Here is a 25,974-nt window from a genome sequence, read left to right as displayed (position 1 = left end):
TTAACCAAGGTTTTTAAGGTTAATCAGAAATAGCGAAAGGCGTTATGCTTCGATCTTTGTGACGCCCTCACTGCCGCCAAGCAGTAATACGTCAGCTCCACGTTGCGCGAATAAGCCGTTGGTAACGACGCCAGCAATTTGGTTGATTTTTGCTTCAAGCTGAACAGGGTTTTCAATACTCATGTCGTGCACGTCAATAATCAGGTTCCCATTATCCGTCGTGACGTTGTCTCTTAAGATAGGGTTGCCTCCTAATTTTACCAACTGACGTGCTACGTAAGACTTTGCCATTGGGATAACTTCTATCGGTAACGGAAAGCTACCTAGGACGTTAACCAGTTTCGAATCATCGGCAATACAAATGAACTTATCGCTGGCTGCAGCCACGATCTTTTCACGTGTCAATGCTGCGCCACCGCCCTTTATTAAATGCAAGTGCTTGGTGGACTCGTCTGCACCATCGACATAAATAGGTAGACCGCCAACTTGATCGAGTTCCATGACTTTGATCCCATGGTTTCTCAAGCGCTCTGCGGATGCTTCTGAGCTCGCGACGGCACCGTCTATTTGACCTTTGATTTTGGCCAATTCATCGATAAATAGGTTGGCCGTGGAGCCGGTTCCGACACCGATGACCCAATCCCATTCAATATATTCAATGGCGGCTTCTGCCACGAGTTGTTTGGCTTGTTCTGGTGTCATGATCGGGTCTCTCTATGCTTTTTCGTAGGTAACGTAATCGAACATCGGATTATTGTCCGTGTTCTTGATTCGAGATATTTCTTTGAAGTCTAACTTGGAAAAATTTGGAAAAAATGTATCAGCAATGGGTGCATCAAATACTTCTGTAATTTCAAGGCTGGTGGCGTAGGCCAAAAACAGTTTGTAAATTTGTCCGCCGCCAATGACAAAGGCTTTGCCTGTGTCCTGTTCTTTGGCGACCTCTAAGGCAATGTTGAGGTCTTTGCTAACGGTCACGCCATCAGCCTGCCAATCAGGGTTTTCAGTTAATACGATATTCAGTCTACCCGGCAAAGCTCTGCCAATGGAGTCAAAGGTCTTACGGCCCATAATGATAGGCGAGCCCATGGTCAACTCTTTGAAACGTGGTAAATCTCCAGGCAAGTGCCACAGCAATTCATTATTGTGGCCCATTTCACCATTTTCACCGATGGCGGCGACTAAGATAATTTCCATTAGACTGTCTCGTAATCAATAGTGTCGATTGCTGCGTTAAACAGCGACTGGTGCTTTTATTGCGGATTCTGGTTGGTAATTCAAGAGCTCAAAGTCTTCAAATGTGAAGTCAAAAAGACTCTTAACATTGGGGTTAATGCTCATGGTAGGAAGCGACTTAGGCGCTCGAGAGAGCTGTTCTAAAACCTGGTTTTCATGATTGTTGTAAATGTGTACGTCGCCGTAGGTGTGAACGAAATCGCCAAGCTCCAGGTCACAGACTTGAGCTACCATCATAGTCAGAAGAGCGTAACTGGCAATATTAAACGGCACGCCTAAAAATAGGTCGGCGCTGCGTTGGTAGAGTTGGCAGCTCAATTTATTGTCGTGCGAAACGTAAAATTGAAACAAGGTATGGCAGGGTGGCAATCCTGCTTTTGCCATCTCTTCTATTTCGGCCGGGTTCCAGGCCGACACAATAAGCCGTCGAGAGGTGGGGTTTTGTTTGATCTCGTTGATAACCCAATCGAGTTGATCGATGCCCGAGAAATTTCTCCACTGTTTGCCATACACCGGCCCCAATTCACCCCATTTGGCGGCAAAGTCTTGATCTTTTTGAATGCGAATTACAAATGCGTCCAAGCGCTCTTCCCATTCACACGAGTGTTTTTCTAGGTTGCCTAAATCTTGGGCATTCAAATAATTTTGAAATGGCCATTCATTCCAAATTCCCACATTATTGTCTACTAGGTATTTTATGTTGGTGTCACCACGGACAAACCACAGCAGTTCGTGAATGATGCCACGTAAAAATACTTTTTTTGTGGTGAGCAGCGGAAACCCTTCACTCAGATTGCAACGCAGTTGGCGTCCAAAAACACTGCGTGTACCCGTGCCCGTTCGGTCGTCTTTGCCAACGCCGTTGTCGTAAACATCTTGCAAAAGGTCTAGGTATGCTTTCATGGTGGTCGCTTGTCTCTATTCTTGGGCTTCGCGCGCAACAGCGCGGTGACCTATATCATCGCGCAAATACATATTATTCCAAGAGATTACTTTCGCCGATTCATAGGCCAACTCTTGTGCTTCAGTTACCGTATTACCTAACGCAGTCACGCACAAAACACGACCGCCTGATGTGGTCACTTGATCATCTTTGAGTGCGGTGCCGGCATGAAAGGTCTTGCATGAGTCAGTGTCACATTGATCCAATCCGGAAATGACATCGCCCTTTGAATAACTGTCAGGGTATCCGCCTGCCGCCAAAACCACACCCAATGCTGCTCTCTCATCCCATTCGGCTGACGTAGAGTCCAATTTTTTATTGATTGCCGCTAGGCAAAGTGCCGCCAAATCTGATTTCAAACGCATCATGATCGGCTGCGTCTCAGGGTCACCGAAACGGCAGTTATATTCGATTACTTTGGGCTCTCCGCTTGGGCTAATCATAAGGCCAGCGTATAAAAAGCCAGTATATGGATGTCCTTCGGATTGCATACCTTTGACGGTGGGCATGATGACTTCTAGCATGATCTTCTCATGCATTTCCGGCGTCACCACTGGTGCGGGAGAATAGGCACCCATGCCTCCAGTATTTGGTCCTAAGTCGCCATTATCCCTGGCTTTATGATCTTGGGATGTGGCCATCGGAAGCACATTTTCACCATCCACCATGCAGATAAAGCTGGCTTCTTCGCCCGCTAAGAATTCCTCGACTACGATGCGCGCTCCGGCGTCACCGAATTTATTGTCGATCAGCATGTCTCGAGCCGCATCGGTTGCTTGCTCTAAGGTCATTGCGACGATGACGCCTTTGCCTGCTGCGAGTCCGTCGGCCTTGATTACGATTGGAGCACCTTGTTCGGTAATGTAGTCGCAAGCCTCATCAGCATTTGTGAATACTTTATAAGCGGCAGTGGGTATATCGTATTTTGCTAAAAAGTCCTTAGTGAATGATTTAGAACCTTCTAACTGGGCCGCACCGGCAGTGGGGCCAAAGCAGTTGAGGTTTGCCTCCGAAAAGGCATCAACGACTCCATTTACTAAGGGTACTTCAGGGCCGACTATCGTCAGCTCAATTTGCTTGCTTTGAGCAAAAGCAACCAAAGACGCAGTATCCTCTACACCGATACTTACGTTCTCTAACTTGTTTTCTATGGCTGTTCCCGCATTTCCTGGCGCCACATACACAGTCGAAATTGAGTCTGCTTGGGCAACTTTCCAAGCTAAAGCGTGCTCTCGGCCACCGCTGCCAATAATTAGTACTTTCATGCAGGTAAAATAGTAGGCTAACGCCTATCTGAAGGATTAGAATGCCGCGATTTTACATGCTGAGGGTCTAAAAGTCTTGATGTAAAGATTAGAATGTAGGGAGCTTGAATGGCGTAATTTCTATGCAGCCATCCAAGCTTCTCGAGTTTGCAGTGGATTAATTTTGTTTTTCTTCTTCTGCTTCTTTTAAACTCTCTTCTAGTCCTTTCGAAAATTCGTCCATGCCTTTTAAGAACTCCCCCAGTTCTTTCCCGGCTTCTTCAGGGCTCATATTTTCGAGGTCTTCGAGTTTCTCCAGGCTTTTCTCAAATCGACCCTGCTCTACGGCGTGTTCGATTGAGCTTCCTAATGTCGCTAGCTTGCTTTCATAATAACGAGCTTTTCTTTCGGTGCTGATATTACTTAGGACCGACAGCGCGGCTAGTATGCCAAAGACGATTTTTGCAGTCTGTTCTTTTATGGCGTGGACTTCAATGCTCGCTGTGTAGAGTAAAAATGCACTCCATAAGGTTTGCACTATTCCGCCTAAGTATGGAATCACCGAAATAACAGCAATAATCGGTGCAATCGCAAACGTGTAGGCGACACATCTATAAGCCGTTTCGTAAGACTGCTGCGACCCCATTAATTTCCAAATTACAAATACGACTGCCGCGCCGATAAAGCTGACTATCACGGCGCCGATGGGCGCAAAAATGAGGATGCCGAAACTAACGCCAGCTCCCATCATGGGGCTGTATTTAAGCAAACCGATAAAACTCAATACTAAGCCAACTATCGCCATTACCACGGCGATGCTGATTACAAACAGTAGGGGGTTGGTGTAACCACCCGTTTTTGGCATGTCTCTATAAAATTGCTTAGGCTGAGTAATGATTTTGAGCGCATCGGTTAACACACTATTAATATCAAACGAAGCATTGTTCGATGCATCTGCTTCTTCTGTTTGAGTTTCAGGTGCTTGAGGCACCTCTGGGTTCAATTCTTCTTCATTAGGCTTTTCGCTCATGTCGGTCTCCATCTGGTGTTTACAGTGTTAGCTTGCCTCTATATTAAGCAGGCCCATTGATTTGTGCTATTACCCATAAAGGTGATTTTTTTGAGCGGAGTACGAAAAATCATTCTTTATCAAAGCTGTCTACTACGATGGCTCCCATTGACGCTGGCATCGCGACCACAAACAATCGCTTAATAGCCACCGTTGGATCGGTAAAAAGTGGAAACTTATTTAGGCACATCAAGGTAATTGCAACGACAAGACTGGCCAGCCCATACGCAATTATGATTCGTATAACATAACTGAATACGCGATTTTCAATGTTGCCCTGGAATACACTTTGATACGTATAGAGCGACAGGAATACTACAGACACGCAAATGAGAGCGATCAGGTTGGGTAATGCCAGTGTTTCGCCTAAGCGCCAAGCTTCTTCCGAGAATGAGATTGGAACAGCCAAGGTAAATGCGCCAATCATTACCTGACTCGCGTCTTCTGAGTTAAAACTGATGTCAGCCATTATTTTTAGAAAGTTTAGAGGTTGTTATTGAGTACGTAAGAGATGTCCTTCTCATTTACGTTGCTAAAAATACTCAATGGCACAGTTGTTAACTGTGTCATACATAAAAAACTGTTAATCTCTATCGCCAATGCATTGTGTCAGAAATCCGCAAGTTACGCATTGCAATCATAAACGGATTGCGAAGTAAGGCTTGACGATAGTTGATTTCAAATAGGATGAGTTAAATGACATCACTTACCATACTGGGTTTAATTGGGTTTATTGGTTTTCTGTGCCAATGGTTTTCTTCAAAAGTGAAGCTCCCAGCCATACTATTTTTACTTTTGTCTGGCGTGCTACTTGGGCCGGTCTTTTCTGTATTTGATCCAAACGAATTGTTTGGCGACCTGTTGTTTCCGTTTATTTCCTTGTCTGTGGCGGTCATATTATTTGAAGGTGCGTTGACACTAAAGCGCAATGAGCTAAAAGAAATAGGTCAACCTGTTCGCAGAATGGTGAGCGTGGGCGTGGTAGTGAATGCCGGTATTATGACGGTGGCCGCTCATTATCTGATAGGCATGAGCTGGTCATTGTCCGCTCTTTTCGGAGCGCTAATGGTCGTAACTGGGCCGACCGTTATTATGCCGATGCTTAAGACGGTAAGACCGACTCCCAAGATTGCTGATGTGCTTCGATGGGAGGGCATTGTCATTGATCCGATTGGCGCGCTAATTGCGGTTTTGGTCTTTGAGTGGATTGCCGTGCAAAACGCGGCGGCTGAGGTCAGTGAGATATTCACCGTTTTCGCGGGCACTGTAGCGATAGGCTTTTTAATTGGTGTGGCAGCGGGCTACGCGTTTGGCTTGATGCTTCGTCATCACCTTATTCCAGAAAAACTTCACAACTTCGCGTCTTTGGCCGCGGTGTGTTTTGTGTTCGCGATTTCGGACGATTTGATGCACGAGTCAGGCTTGTTGGCGGTAACGGTTATGGGCATGTTATTGGCTAATATGAAGGACGTACACATTGAATCTATATTGGAATTTAAAGAAGATTTGACGGTGGTTTTTGTGTCGGCGTTGTTCATCGTTTTGGCCGCGCGGTTGGACTTTGAGGCCTTTGCGGCTCTTGGCTGGGGGGCTTTGGTTTTATTGCTGGTCATGCAGTTTATTGCTCGACCGTTGAAGGTCGCTGCCAGTTTTCGCGGCTCCGATTTTACGTGGAAAGAACAGGCGATGATTTCTTGGATTGGTCCAAGAGGTATTGTTGCGGCTGCGGTGTCTTCAGTATTTGCATTGCGTTTGACCGAGCTGGGCGTGGATGGGGCAGACAAGCTTGTCCCGCTGGCGTTTTCAATAATCATTGGGACCGTCGTTCTGCAAAGCCTGACGGCAAGACCGATGGCAAAAGCGTTGGGTGTGGCGATGCCTGCTACGCAGGGCGTGCTAATCATTGGCGCTAATCCATTCTCCATCGCGCTAGCTGAGTCGTTGGCCAAGCAGGATGTACACACCATCTTGTGTGACACAAACTGGGAAAACCTTAAGCAAGCCCGCAGTGTAGGGCTCAACACATACTACGGAAACCCTAGCTCTGAACACGCACATATGCATTTAAATATATCTCCATATGGGATGATGCTAGGGCTCTCTAGTCATTTTGAATACAACGTGACTCAGGCTAATAGTTTCAGAGATGAGTTTGGAGCCCGAAACGTGTATACATTGGCACCTAATCAGTCTTCCACCCGATTTCATAAGCACGTTGCCAGCCCACATAAAAGCGGAAGGATTCTGTTTTCTGAAGAAATCTCGTACTCGATAATTCGTAAGAAAGTAGCACAAGGCTGCTCGGTAAAAGTGACAGAGTTAAGCGATGAGTTCGGATTAGAGGACTGGTTAGAAAGTAACCCAACGGCTTTGATGCTCTTGGTATTGAAGCCAAGTGGCGACATTGTGTTTAATACGATTGACGATGAACTGCACGCTGAACCAGGCGTTAAAATAATTTATTTAAGTGAGTCGAAAGATAAGCCTTAATTATTAAGAGACAGCGACGTTTAGCAAAGCATCCAATGATAAAATAGAAGCTCACATGAACGTAGCTGTTTAGTTTGTTTTTCTTAACATAAGTAGCAAGCTAAGAGCAAGCCAATAGCAAGCCAAGAAGTAGGTTAAAAATGCCCCACTGTGTCATAGAGTGCTCTGCTGATTTAGCAGATATCGTCAGTTTCGAAACGTTGGTTAAAGAAGTCCACGATGTGACCGAATCGTCTGGGTTGTTCTCGACTGGCGACGTTAAAGCCAGGTTGGTGCTTTCGGATGATTATTGGGTCGGTGGTCGCCGCGAACATTTCGTGCATATCATATGCCACATACTGTCAGGACGAACGGTCCTACAACGTAAGCAGTTAGCCGATTCGATAGTAGTAACCCTTTGTGGACTCCTGCCATCGGTTGAAATGCTGTCCGTGGATGTAAGAGAGATTGACAAAAACACGTACAGCAACAAGAAAGGCCTTCGGTGAGCTGATGCCTAACGGCAATTGTGCCGCTAATCAGACTGCTTATAACAAGTTATATAATACATTGTGCTAAATAACGTTTTTAATAGAACCTTGGTCGTCTATGTCTGCTGGTTGCTTATGGGCAGCTGGCCAGTGTTAATAAGCGCAGCGACCGAACAAGAGGATAACCAAGCCACCCTAACTGTAGAGTTTGAAGGTGTAGAAGGAGAGGTGTTGGAGAACATCAGGCGACATGTACGATTAGTTAATCGTTTGCAGTCCCGAACACCATTTAGAGCAAATGAGCTTAGCCGTTTAAAAGGTCGAGTAAAGGATGAAGTGCTTCAAGCCGTTGAACCGTTTGGTTTCTATAACACGATTGTAACTAAGGTCTCTGGCAATGTCGGCGAGAGGTCCGATGTCAGCACTGAAGATAAATTGGTTTATCGGATTGACTTGAATGAGCCTGTCTTAGTTCGTCGAGTTGATTTGCAGCTTATTGGTGCCACACAAGCCGAGCAAATGTTTACTGAATGGCGCAATGATTACCCCCTAAGAAAAGGTGGCAGTCTTCTTCATTTAGCGTATGAAGCCGCAAAACGAAATTTGCAGGCCTTGGCTTTGCGGCAAGGCTATTTTGATGCGAGGTATGTCAAGAGCGAAATTGAGATAGATGAAACGCGCTCGTTTGCCGATATTACAATGCACTTTGATGCGGGAAAACGGTACGTCGTTAGTGGGTATGAAGTTCAATGGATGAGCAATGAGCTATCCAAGAAGACCAATCTCGCTGATGACACAAAGGGGGAGAATACAAGTACGTCGAAACCGCTCATCGATGAGGACCTCTTGGCTGTGCTCATCTCCGTTAAACCGGACGAAGCCTATGACATTGATACCCTGGCAAAGACTCAAAAGGCGCTCGCTGCGACCCCCTATTTTTCTGTTGTGGATGTTCAGCCTGGCGAGCTTGATCAGGCGACGTCTACGGTTCCGGTCGTCATTAAGCTAACGCCAACTAAAAAGCAATCTTACAGTTTTGAAATTGGCGTGGGTACCGACACCGGTGTGAGAGGCGGAGTCGGGTATGAAAACCGTCGTATTAATTCACGAGGGCATAACCTGAACGTTCGATTAGGTGGTTCGCAAATAGAAAAGTCAGCTAATTTAAATTACCGAATTCCCTTAACTCGAAAAGCCACTGACAGTTTAGATTTTTATGCCACCTTGGAAGAAAGCGATGATTTTCGAGATTTTGAAAAGTCTTCGATCGGAAGTCAGCTTTTATTAGACTGGCGAGGAGCTCAATTGAATTTTGGTCTGCAAGCGAGTCGTGAGCGCTCCTTTTCGTTGAATGACGAGCTAATGAACGAAGAACTGGTGACTGACTTGCTCATGCCCAGCATTGGGTGGCAGAAAACAAGCGTTGATGATCTTTATTTTCCAAACAAGGGTTGGGAAGCCTCATTGTCGGCGCGTGCAGGGAGTGAGAGCTTCGGGTCTGACATAGATCTGGCTCAAGCGATATTTTCCGCTAATGTGCTGTATCCGTTTATGGAAGGAAGGCTCAAATTTCGCTTCAAGCTTGCGGGAAGTCTGATTGACGATCCAAAACGACTGCCCGAATCATTAGGGTTTTTAACGGGGGGCGATGAAAGTGTGCGCGGCTATTCCTTTGAAAGCATTGGAGTAATGCGTAATGGCGAAATTACGGTCGCTAAGAACGAAATTGTTGGCAGTATAGAATATCAACACCCTCTTAAGAACGAATTGGCTTTGGCAACATTCTTTGACGCTGGAGACGCCTTTAACACCAGCCCCGATTACAAACGTGGTGCAGGTATAGGTTTGCGTTGGAGGCTGCCATTCGGTGCGTTGCGCTTGGATTTAGCGACTGCGTTGGATATTGATGGCGACCCTTGGCGGTTGCATTTTGGTTTTGGCACGCATTTATGAGCCGAGTTCGTAAAATTCTGAAGTGGGGTCTAGCCGTCAGCCTCATTCTCTCGATCTCGGTAATATTGTTGTTGAAAACACAATTTGGTTTGACAACCCTGGTACGTTTTTTGCCAGCCGATGTTGTGATTGAAAAGGCGAGGGGAACAGCGACGGATTTTAGCGCGCAGAAAATCGGTTACACGGTATCTGGGACCGCCCTGAGTATGGGGCCGGTTAAGCTTAAATGGCGAGCGTTTGATCTAATTCGAGGTAGGCTCCACGTTGAAAATGCCGTGATTAATGATCTATCAGTGAACCTGGCGGTTGCGACGGACAACGATGACACGTTGTATCAGCCATGGACCGGAGTTGAGCTTCCGATCGACGTCTTGATCGGCCGTGCTAAGGTTAATGGCTTGCGTGTTACGCAGGATAACAAAGAATTGTTTTCCGCGGATAGCTTTTCCGCTTCCTTATCCGCCATTGACAGTATTGTTGAGCTGCGTGACTTAGAACTGGTGCAGGGAGAAAATACAGCGTCTTTTAAGGCGAAGGTCGATCTTGAAAATATCACTGGCGGTGAGGTCAACATCAGCAATGCGGTAAATTGGACTGTTGATGGCAACACGACGTCGTTTTCTGGGTCATTGGATGGCAATTGGAGTGAACTGCATTTATCTCAGAATTTAAAAAGTCCTTTCGCCGCTCAACTGAATGCGTCATTTAGACAGGTTCTGACTGATAAAGTAAGTTTTGAAGTGTTTTTGAAAGGCGTTGATAAAGTCGGGCAGGGTATCGCTCCGGATTTTATTGATCACTCCGTAACGCTAAAATCGGGAATGATGGAGTTCAGTGGAGTCGTGTCACCCGGCCTAGGTTTGGAGGGCGCGAATATCATCATTGGCGGAGATGGGGAAATTGAAATTGTCGATCATGGTCTTTGGGCCGCGGATATTACTGCCAAGTTTGATGGCAGAGACCTCTCTATTGAAAAGCTAGACCTTCAGAGTAGCGACGGGCTAGGGCATCTAAACATCGATGGCACGATTGAAGAGATGATGGACTTTGTGAAGTTATCTGGCGGCGAAGCGTCATTAATGGGCCAATGGCAGAACATTTCAGTGATGCTTCCCAGTTTGTCTGGCGCTATAAATTCAACTGGCAGCTTTGCGGTGGTCGGGCCAAGTTCAGAAGTAAGAATTACCTTGGAGTCATCTGGCTCAGCCTTAGGTGTAACTAACCGAATATCAGGGGATTTTATCGCGGCTGAGTCATTCGTGAATGTAAATAAATTATCGTTGATCACGCCACAGACCGTGATCGGTGCATCGGGTGTGCTAGCTCAATCCTCAGACTTGATATGGACCATTGATTCAAAAAACATAGGGGAGTTTTTGCCATCAGCAAGCGGAGAGTTAGTTCTTACCGGCAGTCTCCAAGGGCCATTGAGTCGTCCCGATATAGAACTTAACGGCAGCACAGCCGCCTTGCAATACGACAATATTCTACTCAAGGGTTTCTCTGTTGATGCTGGGCTATCGGCCAGTAATCTAGAGGCTCCTCTCAATGTTGACTTGGAGTTGGGCGAACTGTCAGTTGATGGCCAACCAATGGTTGCCGATGTGGCGATGCAAGTTAATGGAACGATGAGTGATCATCGGTCAAAGTTAAATGCGATTTTAGCGAACTCTTCTCCTCTCATGCTCGAGTTTAAAGGACAGGTCGGGCAAGCGTCTGCGTCGTCTGACTATCACTGGTCTGGAGACGTTTCTACATTGGACCTTGATGACACCATCGCTGGCGACTGGTCACTGAGAGACAGTGCGTCCGTGAGTTACAAAAATGGGCTGTATCGTCTTTCGCCAACCTGCATGGTGAGTCATCAACAATCTGTTTGTGTTGAAGGGCACAAAGACATAGCGGGTCAAAGGCTGAAGGGCAGAGTGCGTTCGTTACAACTGGCCATGCTTAATACTTTGATCCAGTCTTCTGACGTAACCCTTGACGGTGCGTTAGATGGTGAATTTGAGTATCAGTATGATGGTAAAACCAAGGGCCCATCAGTGACAGCAAGGCTGAACGCCGAGCAGGGCACGATAAATTGGCTGGAAATTGAAGAAGAGTCTAGCGTGCCCAAGTTCATTGACTTCAATGACTTCACCATGACTCTAAATCAAGCAGCGACCTTGTCTTTCCTTTCGAACATGGAGCTTGATCAAGCGGGCCGCTTCAGTCTGGATGTTTCTGTGGGTGCGCCTTACGGGTCTACGGAATTTGATACCGCAACACTGGCTGGAACCAGTTTTTTGATGATCGACGACTTAGATGCGCTGCCTCCCAGCTTTTTTGGTGGAGTAGAGCTCAATGGCAAGCTTGATTCGCGAGCATCTTTGTCAGGGACGCCCACTAAACCGGCCATAAGTCTAAATGGTGGTTTAACTGACGCTAGATTCGAAATACCTGAGTTGGGAGTTGTTCTAGATCAGATTACGTTAAATGCCACAACTAATAGCCGCTCGCAAATAGAGTTGCAAGGAACTACTCGACTCGGAGACGGTGAGTTGATTCTTGACGGAATTTTGGACTTGAGTGATTTTGCTAAACCATCCTTTTCGGTAGACGCAACGGGGAATAACCTCTCCTTAGCTCAAACTAACGAATTGACGGTGGTGGGCGATGTTAAGTTAAATGCCAAAATTAACAGTGCATTAGCTAAGGTTCGTGGTGGGATACATATCGATCGCGCAGACATCGATCTTAAGCTGCCTGAGACCGCGGTATTGGCGTCCAACGATGTCGTGCTAAAGGGCGCAGAGTTTGACCGTACACAGATGATGCAGGATATTGATATAACGATAGATCTAGGCGAGAACACTCACATCCAAGCGCAGGGTTTAGATGCCATGCTCATTGGTAGCCTACGTGCGTATCAATCCCCTCAGAGTATCTTAAGAGGGGATGGCCGAATCGACATTAAAAACGGTCGATATCAAGCCTATGGTCAGAAATTAGATATTGACGAAGGGCGTCTTGTATTCAATGGAGGGAGTATTGATGATCCTGGATTGCAATTCAGGGCGCAAAAAACCGTTGAGGAAATTACAGCAGGTGTTCAAGTAAGTGGCCGAGCCAGCGCGCCCTCGCTTAATTTGTATTCCACGCCGTCCATGTCCGACCAAGATGTTCTGTCGGTATTGATTTTTGGAAAATCAATTAGCGCGCTAGGATCAAAAGACGGCCTGGTCTTGTTGCAAATAGCGAATTCTCTAAGAGGCGATGGGCGCAGTACCATTACTCAATTGACTCAGGATCTACAGAGCCGATTAGGCCTGACTGACTTGCAACTAAACTTGGTGGGAAGCACGCCTAATATTCAAGCCGGAAAACAACTGTCCTCAAGATTTTACGTAGGCTATGGGTATGGTTTGCTTGATGCGGCCCAATCGTTAATGTTGCGATACACATTAAGCCGGGCATGGTCGATTAAGGCCGACTTAGGAACGGATAGCGGAGCGGACCTACGTTATCAAATTGAGCGATAGTGAATCGTCGCCTTTTATAACCATTTCTTCCATAAAAATATCAGGCACAGTCCAAGTGCGGCACAGGTCATGATAATGGTGGCGATTAGAAAGCCATTGGGATTGTTGGTGCCAGGTAGGCCGCCTACATTCATTCCCAGTAAGCCTGTCACAAACGTCAGAGGTAGAAATACGGCGGCCACTACAGACAATACATACATGCGGGTATTTTGCTGTTGTGCTAATTGGCTTAGAAATGCTTCTTGCAACACAATAGCTCTTTCTCGTGCTAGGTCGAGATCTTCTAGGTAACGAGAGATACGATCAGACTCCTCTCGCAAGCGTTGTTTGTCACGGCTGCTTAAAATGTCCGAATCGACGTGGTTCAATCGATCTAGGGCATCTCGTTGAGGTGCTAGAAATCGACGAACTGACGCTATTTGTCTACGCAATGTGCCGAGTGTCGCTCTCAATTGACTGGGCTCTGAAGATTCAAGGCCGTCCTCAGCGGTACTCATATCATCTTCTATGCTATTGACGAAGTCTCCGATTCTGTCGGCAAGCTGGTTGACAAGGCGTGTCAGAAACTCCCCCGACGTCAGTGGTGGTTCACCCGCTTCAATGCTTTTAACAATATCGTTCACGGCTAACATTGCTCTGTTTCTAGTACTTAAAACACGGTTTCTCTCAATCCACAATCGGATTGAGACCATATCCTCAGGGTCGTTCCCGGGGTTGTTATTAACCCCCCGTAACACCACGAGTAGTCCGTTTTTGGTGGTAAACGATCGAGGTCTTGTTTCTTCGGCGGTTAAAGACTCGAATATCACGGTATCAATATTAGAGGATTCCTGCAGCCAAGTTATGGCGCCGGGCAAGCCTAAGTTTATATGCTGCCAAAGTAGTGAGTCAGGCTCGGGTTTTTCGATCGCAGCAGGAGAGTCAAAACTCTTGTCTTGGTTTATTTTATAGTGGTGAATAAAGATGGGGGCTTCGCTCATGATTTTGTCTCGACAGAGTGATGGAGTGTGGGAGTCTCACTCTCTTTGTCGGAGTTTTTTCAGACTCGAATATCAGTGATGCTCGCCTAACTTCACGGTACAAAAGTTGACGCTTTATCTTGGGTTGCTAGAGATGGTTCTGCTTATCTTATGACTCTAGTATGTTGATGCCAGTCGACAAATTCTAAGCGAAACGTCGGGTAAATAAGTCGTCGTGGCAAGCCCAACTAATTTTAAACTACGCTTAAAGAAGCATGTAAAAACGGTGTATTCTTGCAGCTGAATCCGTTTTAAGAATTTTGAAGCATGTTGCACATCGTTTTACACAATCCAATGATACCTCCGAACACCGGTAACATCATCCGACTGTCGGCAAATGTGGGGTTTCATTTGCACCTCATCGAACCCTTGGGCTTCGAGTTAGAAGAGAAAGCCCTACGGCGAGCCGGCTTAGACTACCACGATTTAGGTAGAGTAACGCGACACCCCGATTTCTCCGCATTCATGGATAAAGTCCAACCTTCGCGCGCTTTTGCCATCACTACGAAAGGTCAGCAACGATACTCAGATGTGGTCTTTCGCGATGATGATGTGTTGGTCTTTGGTTCTGAAACCAGTGGCTTGCCCGATGACGTTATGGCGTTGTTCCGTCCAGAGGACAGACTGCTGATTCCAATGCAGCCAAATAATCGCAGTCTAAATCTATCTAACTCTGTCTCCATTGTCGTCTATGAAGCTTGGCGTCAACTTGGCTTTGATGGCGCGTGATTAGTTTCAACGCTATCTTAGAACGGAGCAAACTTGTCTTTGTTTTCCGAGGGTTTTGACCAGCGTTCGTTAGGCGTAATCAATTGGCCAGTTTCCGACCGAGACGGTAATTGCATGCGATCACCATACAGCCAGAGTACAAAGTTCGTTCGTTTGCCGCCGGTGATTGGTTGAGCTGCGTGTGCCACGCTGCCTCGATGGAGCATCGCAACTCCGGGTTTGAACGTTAGCCTATTTGCTTTTCCTGAAATTGGGTCGTAGAAATCGACCTCTGACCCCAAATAAGTTTCGTCTGGCAAATTAAGATTGACGTTTAATGTGGCAGCGGATGCGTCGGAATGAAGGCGCAGGGATGTGTCCATATCGGGTTGGTATTGAATTGAAAATCCAAAGGTTTGAGTGTCGAAGCCAATTATTTCAGGAAACAGCAAACGCGCTATAGGGCGCATATATCGGTCATGAAGGTTGCGGTAAAAAGATTGAAAGCTAGGCGCGGCTAAAAAACCTTCTGACCGCTCGTCAAGCATGGCGCCAAATCGATTAAGTGCAATGCCATAGGGAGGCCTCATAGGAATTGCCGCGCTTGCGCAGTTTTCCAAATATTGGCGCAGAGTTGCGAGGTGTTCAGGATCAAAAAACTGACATTGAAAGACTCCTGGTGACACCTCCTCCCACATTTCTTTGACCTTATTCTCATTGCTTGGGTCATCCCAGGATTGTTCAACGGCACTACGGATTTTAGGATCCATCAATATATCGTCGATGTTATTAAGTCTTATGTTCTCGGTCGTTTCCCATTCTCTCCAAGCATTAGCGAGCAACCTGTTATGTTGCTCCCAAAACTCCAGAGCGGACGACGTTCTGTTAAGCATTGCAGCACGGGACGGAAGCTCTAGGGCGCGAGCCTTAGCTAGGTTAGTCGGTAGTAATTGCTTGTTTGAAAAAGAGGCGTTCTTCATTTTACGTTCTCCAGATTTAGGTTGATGGGCTCGTAATGATCAGAACAAGACTCTATTCTATGGCTTATCTTTTATAAATAAGCGCCAAATAGAATCAGAATATAGTTATTTTTTATAATAAGGCTGGCGGCTGTTATTCATTCGATGTTGCATTGCATTGCTCTATTGTCAATTAAATGAATATTCTGATTCTATATTTATCACTATTATCAATATTATCGAATAAGTGTACGGTTCAATCTGAATTAACCATGCTTAACATGAGGAAATGTGAGATGAACTACAAAAATTTTAAAACACTTAATGCTGTTGCAGACAATGGTGTCTTGACGGTGACAATTGACTTTCCGCCAGTCAATGTCCAGGGGCAAGCGATGCTCGAGGATTTGAATTCTCTGGCCATGAGACTTGAGCGTGACCGTGAAACAAAGGTTGTCGTTTTTCAGTCTGCTCACCCGGAAATATGGGTTTGCCACTACGATACTGAGTTATTGAAAGACATGTCCTCTGAAGTGGTTAGTCGAGAGGAAGTGCAGTTGCTGGACCTGCAGTCTGTTTTGGAACGAATCAGCCGGGTTCCTCAAGCGACCATTGCAAAACTCGAAGGGATGGCGCGTGGTGGAGGGCATGAGTTTGCTTTGGCGTGCGATATGCGCTTTGCAGCCCGTGGAAAATATAAGTTCATGCAAATGGAAGTTGGTATGGGCATCCTGCCATGTGGAGGCGGAGCGTCTCGAATGGCACGCCAAGTAGGACTGGGGCGCGCGTTGGAAATTGTGCTGAGCGCACGTGATTTCGATGCCGACCAGGCCGAAGCCTATGGCACTATAAATAAGGCGCTTGATCCGGATGAGATAGGTGAATACGTCGACGAACTCGCCAAGCGTATTGCTCAGTTTCCAGCAGAGTCGATTAATGCTTGCAAACAAACTGTTTATGAATCGATAGATAAGCCGATAGGTGACGCACTAAAAGCCGAAGCTTACTGGTTGTATCAAGCGACGAGTAAAACCGCTGCACTAACTCGTTTCGCCTGGGCCGATGATCAAGGTGCCCAGTTTGATATGGATAATCAGCGCAACTGGGAAAATATGGTGATGGACATTCAGGAAGTTAATGATTAAACAGATTTGCAAAACATCATTGGCCATTGGCCTAAATATTTGAACCAAGAGTAGCCGCGACAGAGGTTACTCTTTGGGTTGAATTGAGACCTAGGTCATGATTAAGAATATTCGCTCTGCATAGTAAACGAAATGAATGGTGGAAATTGGCCAACAGCTTAGGTCTAGCCACTGTTTAAAACCAGGAATTAAAAACTAATGAACAAAATCATACTAATAACAGGCTCTACCGATGGAATAGGTAAAGCTACGGCCAAGGCATTCATAAAGTTAGGGCATAGGGTTCTATTGCATGGCCGAAGTGTCGAAAAGCTTGCGAATGTTAAGGAGGAGCTGTCCAGCGAATTCGGTGAAGCTAATATTGAAGCTTTTGCGGCTGACTTATCTGATTTTAATAAGGTGAGAGCGCTTGCGGAACAGATTGCAGGAGAGCACCAACGTATTGACGTTTTAATAAACAATGCCGGTGTCTATAAAGTCGCTAACAAAACCGCCGACAATGGAATTGACGTTAGGTTTGTTGTGAACACGATCTCACCGTACCTTTTAACGTTAAGTCTAATGCCGTTGTTAGGGCGAGATGCGCGCGTTATCAACCTGTCCTCTGCGGCTCAAGCGCCGGTGGATATCTCCGCACTGGGAAAAGCGAACTATTTAACAGATGATTTGGCGTATGCGCAAAGTAAGCTTGCACTGACGATGTGGTCGCGTCACATGGCCGAAACACAAGGGGCAGAGGGCCCGGCTATTATAGCCGTCAACCCAGCGTCTTTTTTGGGAAGTAATATGGTTAAAGAAGCGTATGGAATGGAGGGTAAAGACTTGCAAATTGGCGTAGATGTTTTATCAAGAGCGGCACTGTCAGATGAATTTTCTGACGCGTCGGGCTTGTACTTTGACAATGATAAAGGTGTGTTTAGTCAGCCTCACTCCGATGCGCTGAATTCAAATAAAAACAGAAACGTTGTGAACAAACTCGATGAAATTTTAGCGTAAGGTAAAAACTATGTTAGGCGAAAATCATTCACTATTATCTGAATTTCCTCAATTTAAAGAACTCATCCTCAGATTGATATCTTCAAACCAATCGTTTGCCCAAGATGCCAAGCGGTACGATGAACTGGACTTTGATATTAGAAAATTGGAGCTTAAAAATTCTCCAGTCAGCGACGCTGTTATGTTGGAAATGAAAAAAGAAAGAGCGACTTTGAAAGACGATCTCTATCGACAATTAATCTCATATCGAAGTTAAGTTGCAGATATTGGTATCTGGTGTCACAGCTCGAAAGTTAGGATTCTAACAATACCTGTAAGACTCAAAACTGCCCGCGATCTTGGTGATATTTAACATAATGGGCGTTAAGCGACTGGTGCGCTAAGGTTAATTATCTAGTGGGATTTTAATCCTAGTCCAACTTAACTATTTTCTTAGTGCGCGGCATGTCGTATGACAAATTCGTTAGTTATTCGCTGAGGCGCTGTTCAGATTTACACTTATCGTGTATCTTCCGCTCTCAAATATAGGGAGTAATCTTCTGACAAGGAATCGTTTTTATCAACGGGTTTTACGTCTAAGTTACTGTTCATAACCACTGGTTCACCGGACTTTCTGAGGTTTCGTTCACCTTGTTAAGTGGGTCCACGATGGTGGTTGAGTCTTTTAGAAAAGCATAAAAATAATGAAATTTGGATTGTGTAATTGGGGTGGGTTGACCTTGTCTCGGGTCACCATGAGTGGGTTGGTTTTATTTTGTTTACTGTCATCGGTGTCCTGGACGTCAGTGGCTCAGAATACACCGCCGACTTCGGGTGGTGTGTGTTACTACAGTTATGGGGGGCCGACTTACGGTTCATCCATAGATGACGCCGCTGAACGCTCGTGTGGAAGCTGGGTGTTGGAGGTTAATGACGGTGTGTATGGAACCACCAGAGTTTGTCGAGATGGCTACGGTAACATTGCACGAATTCTTAGCTGTAGTGATAATTCATCCGTTTGCGAGACGGAGAGTGGTTTTGACGCACCTGATGCAGGTGGTTTCTGCGAAGATGCTTGCCCAAGCCCCAATGGGGTAAACACGTTGCCCACCGCCGAAGGGTGCACGCCAACCCAAGACAGTGGCAGTCCTTGTGAAAACGGCGAAGGTAACCCGTGCAATGTGGCTACGGGTAACAAATACCAATCTGAAACGGATTTTTCTCACGCAGGTTTTACGTTCTCTCGCTCTTATAATAGTGTCAATTTGGCCGATATCGGCTTGGGCAAAGGTTGGCAAAGTAACCACCATAAGAAGTTGGTGGTTTGGGCGGATACGCTAATACGCGTGTCCAGCACAGGTAAAGGCGAGCCGTTTCAAAACGTGGGCGGAGTGTGGCAAGGCGAAGCCGACAGTAAGGTTGCCGTTGTCGAAACCGTTAACCACTTTGAATTAACCAACGGCGACGGATCGGTTGAAATGTACACGTTGGACGGGCAACTGTTGAGTTTACTCTCGGCGTCTGGTCAGCAAACAACGTACGCCTATGATCAAGACGCTCAGCTGACCCAGATCACCAATCACTATGGGCACACCATGGGCTTTAGCTACCTTGATGGTTACATTGACACCGTGACGGACTCATTGGGCTTGGTGTACCGCTATGCTTACGACGCAAACGACAATTTAATCTCCGTTGCTTACCCTGATGACACGGTGGACGACACCGACAATCCGAAGAAGCTCTATCATTACGAAGACCTGGATTTCCCCAATCATTTAACGGGGATCACCGATGAAAACGGCGATCGTTACGCGACGTTTAGTTACGCAGACGATGGGCGCGCGATCTCGACAGAACACGCGACGACGACCAATGGCGTTGGTCAAGAGAAGTTCAGTCTTGATTTTGATGGAGGGCAATAGTCATGAAATACACGAACAAAGACACAGTTAAGTCGGTTGTCATGGGCGTTGCGCTCACACTCGGTGTCGCGTTAACACTCGGTTCTTCTCCTATCGCCAGTGCTAACACCACCACGGTCACGGACGCGGTGGGCACGCAAGTGCAATGGACGTTTCAATCGGTGTTGGGCGAACAAAAGTTGCTGAGCAAAGTAAACCAAACCGACGGCCAGAGCACCACCTTAACGTGGGACGCCAATGGTAATTTACTGACCCGCACCGACGCCGAAGGGCGAGTCACGTCGTACACCTATAACGCGACCAATCAGCGGCTGACAACGACCGAAGCCGCGGGCACGGTTAACGCACGAACAACGACTTATGAATACGTGGACGCGGACACGGATCTGGTGACTCGAACCATCTCGCCGTCCATTCACCTGGGCAGCAGCAAAGAAACGGTCAACACGTACGACGCGAACCTCAACATTACGTCCGTCACCGTTAACGGGTTTGATGCGTTGGGCAATGCGGTGACGCGCACCACTGGTTTTACGCACGACGCGGTGGGCAAAGTGACGGCCATAGACGGCCCTCGAACCGACGTTAATGACATCAGCACGTTTGAATACTACGACTGCAACACCGGCGCCGAGTGCGGCCAACTTAAGAGCGTCACCAATGCATTGGGGCACATCACCTCGTACGACGCTTATGATGCCGCCGCGCGGTTATTACAAAGCACCGACGCCAATGGCACCGTCACCACGTACGCGTACCATGTGCGTGGCTGGCTGACCAGTATTACTCAAACGCCAACGGCGGGCGCTGCGCGCGTGACCACTTATGCGTACGACAACGCCGGCCAGTTGGTCAACGTCGTTAATCCGGATGGCAGTGAACAACATTACGTGTATGACGCGGCGCACGATTTAATCGAGGTCAGTGACAATCTGGGCAACAAAGTTCGGTACGTTTACGACGCCAAAGGCAACCGTACTGATGAATCGATACTCGATTCAAATGATCTATTAGTGCGCAGTGTTGCAACGCAATACAATCATCGAAACTTCATTACGCAAATCAATAATGGCGGTTCGGTCACGCAACTGGTGAACGACGCCGTGGGCAACGTCAGCTCACAGACCGACCCTAACATTAACGCCACTGGCCATACCTACGACGCGTTGGACCGGTTAACAACCACCGTGGACGCGCTAACCAATAATTCGGATTATCAGTACGACGTTGCGGATCAATTAAGTCAAGTGACTGCGCCCAATGGCGCCGTGACCCAGTACGAATACGATGATTTGGGTAACCAAACCAAGGAAATCAGCGCCGACCGCGGCACCATCCTTTATACGCACGACGACGCGGGCAACGTGCTCAGCATGACCGACGCGCGCGGTGTGGTGACGAACTACGTTTACGACGCCCTTAATCGGTTAACTCACGTGTTGTACCCGACGGCCTCCGAAAAAGTGAGGTACGGATACGACGCAAACAACTGTGCGTTTAGCATGGGCCGGCTTTGCCGCGTTAGAGACGCGTCTGGTGTGCGGTTTTACGATTACGACGCCTGGGGCAATGTCGTCAGAGAGAGTGTGTACGAAAGAGACTTAGATTTCGTATTGATTGGTCTGTTTGTGACCGAGTACACCTACGATGCGGCCAATAGAGTCAGTGGCATTACCTACCCAAGTGGTCGCACGGTGTCCTACACTCGGGACGCGATTGGGCGACTGATCGGCGTTGACACGGCCGACGCCGATGGCAACGCTGATAACCTGATAGCCAATCGAAGTTATCGGCCAGATGGTCTCTGGACCAGTCAAGATTACGGCAACGGCTTGTCTCAAGCTAAGGTGTACGATAACCAAGGCCGCTTGGTGAGTCACGCGGCGGGCGCGTACAGCCGTGATTATCTCTACGATTCAAACGGTAATATTCTGAGCGCTGACGCGTCGGATAATTCAGTGGAACGAGATTACGGCTACGATGTGTTGGACCGTCTGACCAGTGAAAGCGATGGCATCCGAAACTTGATTCGCGATTACCAATACGACGCCAATGGCAACCGAGAGCAGTTCAGCGAAGGGTTATTGGTAACGCCATTAACGTATCACCCGAACAGTAACCGAGTAAACACCAACAACGGCGCAGCGGTGAGCGTGGATCCGTCTGGTCGAGTGTTGAGCGATGCGGCCGGACGCAGTTACACGTACAACGACGCCGGGCGAATTACGCAGATAGACAGCGGTGGCCAAACCGTTGGTCAGTATCGGTATAATTACCAACAGCTGCGCGCTAAAAAAGCCGCTGGTGGCGAGTTAACGATTTACCACTATGACTTGCTCGGCAACGTCATTGCGGAAAGTAATCGAACCGGCACGGTCGCCATCGAGTACGTGTACGCTGACGGAGAACGCATTGCGGCGATATTGCCCGAAACCGTCATCCCGACCTCGGCCGTCAATCTGGCGGTTGGCAAAGTGGCCACGCAAATAGACACCATCAACGGTTCGGTGGCCTCTCGGGCGGTAGACGGAAACACCGACGGCATCTACGGCAATGGGTCAGTCACTAACACATCTAGCCGTCTTCAGCCTTGGTGGCAGGTTGACTTAGGGGCCGATTCAGCGATCGATTCGATCACCATTCACAACCGCGTTGACGTGGACAGTGATCGATTGGCCGACTTTTACGTCCTTGTCTCCGACCAACCGTTTGGTCAACGTACCTTAGCGGATCTGCTTGCCGACGCTCAAGTCGCGCAGTATCACCACGTGGGCACGTTGTCAGGGGATTCGGTTCACATACCCACACCGGGCGCCGAAGGCCAGTACGTTCGACTGCAACTTTCGGGGACAAACTACCTGCATTTTGCTGAGATGCAAGTGATGGGCATCCCAACCGGCAACCCAAGTAATTGGGTTAACCTGGCTGAGGGTAAAATGTCGTCGCAGGTTTCCACCTATTCTGGTGGTCTTGCCGGTCGCGCGATCGATGGCAACGTCGACCCAGAATTCAATGGCGGGTCGGTCAGTCTGACCAACACGGCGTCCGAGCCTTGGTGGCAAGTTGATTTGGGGTCTCAACAGAGCGTGGATGTGGTGCGGCTTTATCAACGCATCGAAGCCAGTGCGCCATACTCAACGGAGCTTTCGGACTTTTACGTATTCTTATCACCGACGCCGTTCGGAAACAAAACGGTGGCTGACCTGGTTGCCGATCCGGCCATCGAGCACGCCTTTCATGCGGGCAGTTTTTTCGGGGCCAGTTTGGATATGAGCTTTCAAAATACGGCCGCACGGTACGTGAGGGTTCAGTCTAGCGGCCTAAGTCGCATGGTGTTAGCGGAGGTGGAAATACTGCAAGCCGCCAACGGCATGAACCAACCGCAGGAAGAAGGCGGAGTACACTTTTTTGTTAACGACCACTTAATGACCCCCCAGATGGCGGTTAATCGTGATAATGTGGTTACTTGGCAGGCGGAGTACACCTCGTTTGGTAACACCGACATCAGCGTTGAACAGTTTGTGAATAACCACCGTTTTCCTGGGCAGTATTATGATGCTGAGAGTGGACTGCATTATAATTGGAATCGGTACTATGATCCGACGACTGGGAGGTATGTTACTTCTGATCCGATTGGGTTAGATGGGGGGTTTAATACTTATGGGTATGTTGGGGGGAATCCATTAAAACTGAAAGACCCAACAGGTCAAAATGCAGTAGGTGCTTGTGTAACAGGATTGGTAGCTGAGCCTGGGCCATTCTCTGAAATCGCATGTGCTTGTTATGCGGTTTATCGTATAGGAAGCGCGATCAGGACACTTGTAACGTCTGAAGGTGAGTCATGTTCAGCTCCGCCTGCAGATGGGCCAGCAGATTCAGAACCTCAGCAGTGTGATGATGGGGAAGAGGAATGTAGTGATGAGTTTGTTCGAGAAGTTTATTATGGTGGAGATACAAAAACGTGTATGTATCGAAATAAATCACAAATGTATACTTTCCCTCAAGATAAAGAGCTTGCGTGCATGCCTATAGATAAAAAGACATGTTTAGTTGATACATCTAAAATGGGGCCTAAAGCTAGAAAAGCTTACGGACTATAGTGAAATGTTTGAGACGAATATAGACCAAGAAATTAGAAATTTTCATCTTGAAATTTACGACGGGTTTGATGTAATTTTAGAATTTGCTAAAAGCGGGCATATTGATGCTTGTGGTTGTTTAGGGCTCGCATATCAATTTGGATTGAATTGTGAAATTGACGCTGATAAATCAGAATATTATCTGAAATTTGCGGCAGAGAGAGGGCATGCCCAATCTGCTCATAATCTAGGAACTTTCTATATTACTCATAATATTGATTTAGAGGCATCGAAATTTTGGTTTAGGGAAGCTAGGTCTCTAGGCTTCCAACCTGGTTGACGCACAAGGGGTAAATAGTGATAAGGGGTTAGAGCCGAATTAAGAAGCTTGTCGACTGGAATCCCAGCGCCGAGATTGATGCTTAATAATCAACCCTTCTAATACTTCACGAACAACGGATTGTTCGTCATTACTCATCTGACTTAATGAAAAGGGGTCAGAGTGAAGCTGTCATAGTTTGACGGACACTTTAAATGGGAGACAATGATCTCTCAGGAGTATTCTAATGACAAGCAAACGAAGACCCTATAAAACTTACCCCAAAGAGTTCAAGCTTGAAGCTGTTCGCATGATGGAAACGTCAAATGAAAAGGGGTCAGAGCCGAATTAAGAAGCCTGCTGCTGAATCACAGTATCGATCATCTCAATAACAAACTTTTGCTTAGAGCGAGGCAGTGCACTGACTCGCTCTAGCTGTTGTTGTAGTTTAGTAGGAAAAATACGGGGTCAGGTCTTGCGTTTTGCCCTTTAAGAAATTTGGGCAGGCCCTAATCTCACATAGTTATGATGCGCGTCGGTGGGGCTGCATCGGTACTATGATCCGCAGACGGGGCGGTATGTTACTTCTGATCCGATTGGGTTACGAGGAGGTATGAATACATACGGATATGCTGGGGGGAATCCTCTTTATTGGATTGATCCTGATGGCCTAAATGCGTTGGCTTTAGAGGGTGTGATTAGTGCACCAAAACCGATACCCAGCAAATAAGGGGTCACAAATACAAATAAGGGGTCAGGTTGAAGCTGTCATAGTTTGACGGACACTTTAAATGAGAGACAATGATCTCTCAGGAGTATCCTAATGACAAGCAAACGAAGACCCTATAAAACTTACCCCAAAGAGTTCAAGCTTGAAGCTGTTCGCATGATGGAAACGTCAGAGCGGCCAGCCTCTGAAATTGCCGCTGAACTTGGAATTCGCCGCAACCTGCTCTACAAATGGAAGGAACAACTGGAGCTTAAAGGTGAGTCTAGCTTTAAGGCCAAACCAGGTAGACCACTTAAGTCCGCTCAAAGTGAAGAGGCGACGTTGCGCCAAGAAAATGAACGCTTGCGCGAAGAGGTGGAAATACTAAAAAAGGCCGCGGCGTACTTTGCTCGAGAGCTCAAGTGAGGTACGCCTTTATACGAAAGAATCGTTCGATTTATTCGGTTTCAACGCTCTGTAAAGTACTAAGTGTTTCAAGCAGTGGTTACTACGATTGGGTCGATCGCCCAATGAGCAATACGGCCAAGAAAAACCGACAACTCACGACCAAGATTAGATGCTTTCACAAGGCCAGTAACGATATCTATGGTGCTCCAAGGATACAACGAGACCTTGTTGACGACGGCGAACAAGTGAGCCGTCAGCGAGTCGGTAGGCTGATGAAGCAGGCAGATATACAGTCTAAGGTCGTTAAGAAGTTCATTGTAACCACAGACTCAAAATCGACCACTAAGCCCGCGCCAGATCGATTACGTCGAAGCTTCGCGACACCAGAGCCAAACCAAGCTTGGGTAACGGACACGACGTTTATCCGTACGCGTAAAGGTTGGTTGTTCTTAGCGACTGTTCTTGATCTTTACTCACGCAAGGTAGTGGGTTGGTCGATGAGTGATCGTAATAATACGAAGCTTGTCATCGACGCGCTGACCATGGCGTTCTGGCGGCGAAAAGTACGCACGAAAATCATTGTTCATTCAGATCGAGGCTCAACCTATGCATCACTTAGTTATCGGGCTCTAATAGCCGAAAATAGCGGTCTGTGTAGCATGAGTCGAAAAGGTGATTGTTATGATAATGCCGTCGCTGAAAGCTTCTTTGGCAGTCTAAAAAGTGAGCTTGTGGATCACGAAGACTATCGAACAAAGGAACAGGCGCGGCAAAGCGTGTTTAAATATATTGAGTGATA

The 25,974-nt window shown here is 47.1% G+C and carries 20 protein-coding genes and 3 pseudogenes; 15 read left to right on the top strand and 8 right to left on the bottom strand.

Annotated features, from left to right (window positions below):
• Positions 1 to 42: 42 nt before the first annotated feature.
• The 6 genes from rpiA to ABWW54_RS01120 form a co-directional block, all read right to left on the bottom strand.
• Positions 43 to 702 (bottom strand): ribose-5-phosphate isomerase RpiA, encoded by a 660-nt coding sequence (gene rpiA, locus ABWW54_RS01145; protein ID WP_353409239.1) that lies wholly within the window; start codon positions 700 to 702, stop codon positions 43 to 45.
• A 12-nt stretch (positions 703 to 714) separates the two neighbouring features.
• Positions 715 to 1,197, bottom strand: coding sequence for a dihydrofolate reductase (locus ABWW54_RS01140; RefSeq protein ID WP_353409236.1), 483 nt, complete (start codon positions 1,195 to 1,197; stop codon positions 715 to 717).
• 36 nt (positions 1,198 to 1,233) lie between these two features.
• Positions 1,234 to 2,139: a thymidylate synthase gene (gene thyA / locus ABWW54_RS01135; protein WP_353409233.1), complete on the bottom strand. Its 906-nt coding sequence runs from the start codon at positions 2,137 to 2,139 to the stop codon at positions 1,234 to 1,236.
• Positions 2,140 to 2,154: 15 nt separating this feature from the next.
• Entirely contained in the window at positions 2,155 to 3,444 is a 1,290-nt protein-coding gene (gene purD / locus ABWW54_RS01130; protein WP_353409230.1) for a phosphoribosylamine--glycine ligase, read from the bottom strand.
• A gap of 157 nt (positions 3,445 to 3,601) precedes the next feature.
• Positions 3,602 to 4,453 (bottom strand): YIP1 family protein, encoded by an 852-nt coding sequence (locus ABWW54_RS01125; RefSeq protein ID WP_353409228.1) that lies wholly within the window; start codon positions 4,451 to 4,453, stop codon positions 3,602 to 3,604.
• Positions 4,454 to 4,562: 109 nt separating this feature from the next.
• Positions 4,563 to 4,961 (bottom strand): DUF2391 family protein, encoded by a 399-nt coding sequence (locus ABWW54_RS01120; RefSeq protein WP_353409226.1) that lies wholly within the window; start codon positions 4,959 to 4,961, stop codon positions 4,563 to 4,565.
• 227 nt (positions 4,962 to 5,188) lie between these two features.
• Here ABWW54_RS01120 and ABWW54_RS01115 point away from each other — a divergent pair, with 227 nt between their 5' ends.
• The 4 genes from ABWW54_RS01115 to ABWW54_RS01100 all read left to right on the top strand — a co-directional run bounded on the left by ABWW54_RS01115 (position 5,189) and on the right by ABWW54_RS01100 (position 12,929).
• Entirely contained in the window at positions 5,189 to 6,982 is a 1,794-nt protein-coding gene (locus tag ABWW54_RS01115) for a cation:proton antiporter (protein ID WP_353409224.1), read from the top strand.
• A 140-nt stretch (positions 6,983 to 7,122) separates the two neighbouring features.
• Positions 7,123 to 7,470 carry a 5-carboxymethyl-2-hydroxymuconate Delta-isomerase gene (locus ABWW54_RS01110; RefSeq protein WP_353409222.1) on the top strand — a complete coding sequence of 116 codons (348 nt, stop codon included), beginning with the start codon at positions 7,123 to 7,125 and terminating at the stop codon, positions 7,468 to 7,470.
• A 63-nt stretch (positions 7,471 to 7,533) separates the two neighbouring features.
• Positions 7,534 to 9,405, top strand: a complete 1,872-nt coding sequence (locus ABWW54_RS01105) for an autotransporter assembly complex protein TamA (RefSeq protein WP_353409220.1) — start codon at positions 7,534 to 7,536, stop codon at positions 9,403 to 9,405.
• A complete protein-coding gene (locus tag ABWW54_RS01100) occupies positions 9,402 to 12,929 on the top strand; it encodes a translocation/assembly module TamB domain-containing protein (protein ID WP_353409218.1) in 3,528 nt (1,175 codons plus the stop codon). Before ABWW54_RS01105 ends, ABWW54_RS01100 begins: the two co-directional genes overlap by 4 nt.
• Before the next feature lie 14 nt (positions 12,930 to 12,943).
• On the opposite strand, the gene ABWW54_RS01095 is transcribed toward ABWW54_RS01100, so the two are convergent.
• Complete coding sequence (locus ABWW54_RS01095; RefSeq protein ID WP_353409216.1) at positions 12,944 to 13,909, bottom strand: zinc transporter ZntB; 966 nt, start codon at positions 13,907 to 13,909, stop codon at positions 12,944 to 12,946.
• A gap of 306 nt (positions 13,910 to 14,215) precedes the next feature.
• Between ABWW54_RS01095 and ABWW54_RS01090 the strand changes: the two genes are divergently transcribed.
• Complete coding sequence (locus ABWW54_RS01090) at positions 14,216 to 14,677, top strand: tRNA (cytidine(34)-2'-O)-methyltransferase (protein ID WP_353409214.1); 462 nt, start codon at positions 14,216 to 14,218, stop codon at positions 14,675 to 14,677.
• A 17-nt stretch (positions 14,678 to 14,694) separates the two neighbouring features.
• Here ABWW54_RS01090 and ABWW54_RS01085 read toward each other — a convergent pair whose 3' ends face one another.
• The gene (locus ABWW54_RS01085) at positions 14,695 to 15,636 is read right to left on the bottom strand and encodes a 2OG-Fe(II) oxygenase family protein (RefSeq protein ID WP_353409212.1); all 942 of its coding nucleotides are present in this window, start codon (positions 15,634 to 15,636) and stop codon (positions 14,695 to 14,697) included.
• 275 nt (positions 15,637 to 15,911) lie between these two features.
• Here ABWW54_RS01085 and ABWW54_RS01080 point away from each other — a divergent pair, with 275 nt between their 5' ends.
• From ABWW54_RS01080 to ABWW54_RS01040, 10 genes and pseudogenes are all read left to right on the top strand, one after another.
• Positions 15,912 to 16,760 carry an enoyl-CoA hydratase/isomerase family protein gene (locus ABWW54_RS01080; RefSeq protein WP_353409210.1) on the top strand — a complete coding sequence of 283 codons (849 nt, stop codon included), beginning with the start codon at positions 15,912 to 15,914 and terminating at the stop codon, positions 16,758 to 16,760.
• Between the two features lie 198 nt (positions 16,761 to 16,958).
• The gene (locus ABWW54_RS01075; protein ID WP_353409208.1) at positions 16,959 to 17,756 is read left to right on the top strand and encodes an SDR family NAD(P)-dependent oxidoreductase; all 798 of its coding nucleotides are present in this window, start codon (positions 16,959 to 16,961) and stop codon (positions 17,754 to 17,756) included.
• 10 nt (positions 17,757 to 17,766) lie between these two features.
• Entirely contained in the window at positions 17,767 to 18,012 is a 246-nt protein-coding gene (locus ABWW54_RS01070) for an HP1242/YdcH family protein (protein ID WP_353409205.1), read from the top strand.
• Between the two features lie 427 nt (positions 18,013 to 18,439).
• Entirely contained in the window at positions 18,440 to 19,660 is a 1,221-nt protein-coding gene (locus tag ABWW54_RS01065; protein ID WP_353409202.1) for a DUF6531 domain-containing protein, read from the top strand.
• 2 nt (positions 19,661 to 19,662) lie between these two features.
• Positions 19,663 to 22,956: pseudogene (locus ABWW54_RS01060) on the top strand (galactose-binding domain-containing protein); the annotation flags it as partial.
• Between the two features lie 231 nt (positions 22,957 to 23,187).
• A pseudogene (locus ABWW54_RS20140) lies at positions 23,188 to 23,340 on the top strand (RHS repeat-associated core domain-containing protein); the annotation flags it as partial.
• A gap of 424 nt (positions 23,341 to 23,764) precedes the next feature.
• Complete coding sequence (locus ABWW54_RS01055) at positions 23,765 to 24,079, top strand: tetratricopeptide repeat protein (RefSeq protein ID WP_353409198.1); 315 nt, start codon at positions 23,765 to 23,767, stop codon at positions 24,077 to 24,079.
• A gap of 511 nt (positions 24,080 to 24,590) precedes the next feature.
• Positions 24,591 to 24,746, top strand: a pseudogene (locus ABWW54_RS01050) (RHS repeat-associated core domain-containing protein); the annotation flags it as partial.
• Between the two features lie 135 nt (positions 24,747 to 24,881).
• Positions 24,882 to 25,193, top strand: a complete 312-nt coding sequence (locus ABWW54_RS01045) for a transposase (protein WP_353409194.1) — start codon at positions 24,882 to 24,884, stop codon at positions 25,191 to 25,193.
• The gene (locus ABWW54_RS01040; RefSeq protein WP_353409192.1) at positions 25,190 to 25,972 is read left to right on the top strand and encodes an IS3 family transposase; all 783 of its coding nucleotides are present in this window, start codon (positions 25,190 to 25,192) and stop codon (positions 25,970 to 25,972) included. The genes ABWW54_RS01045 and ABWW54_RS01040 overlap by 4 nt, the downstream gene beginning before the upstream one ends.
• The last annotated feature ends 2 nt before the right edge of the window (positions 25,973 to 25,974 follow it).

It is taken from the genome of Arenicella sp. 4NH20-0111 (genome assembly GCF_040366405.1).
In the GTDB taxonomy this organism is placed as follows: domain Bacteria; phylum Pseudomonadota; class Gammaproteobacteria; order Arenicellales; family Arenicellaceae; genus Arenicella.
The sequence above is the reverse complement of the archived record's forward strand: the minus strand, read 5'-3'. Positions and strand labels throughout refer to the sequence as shown.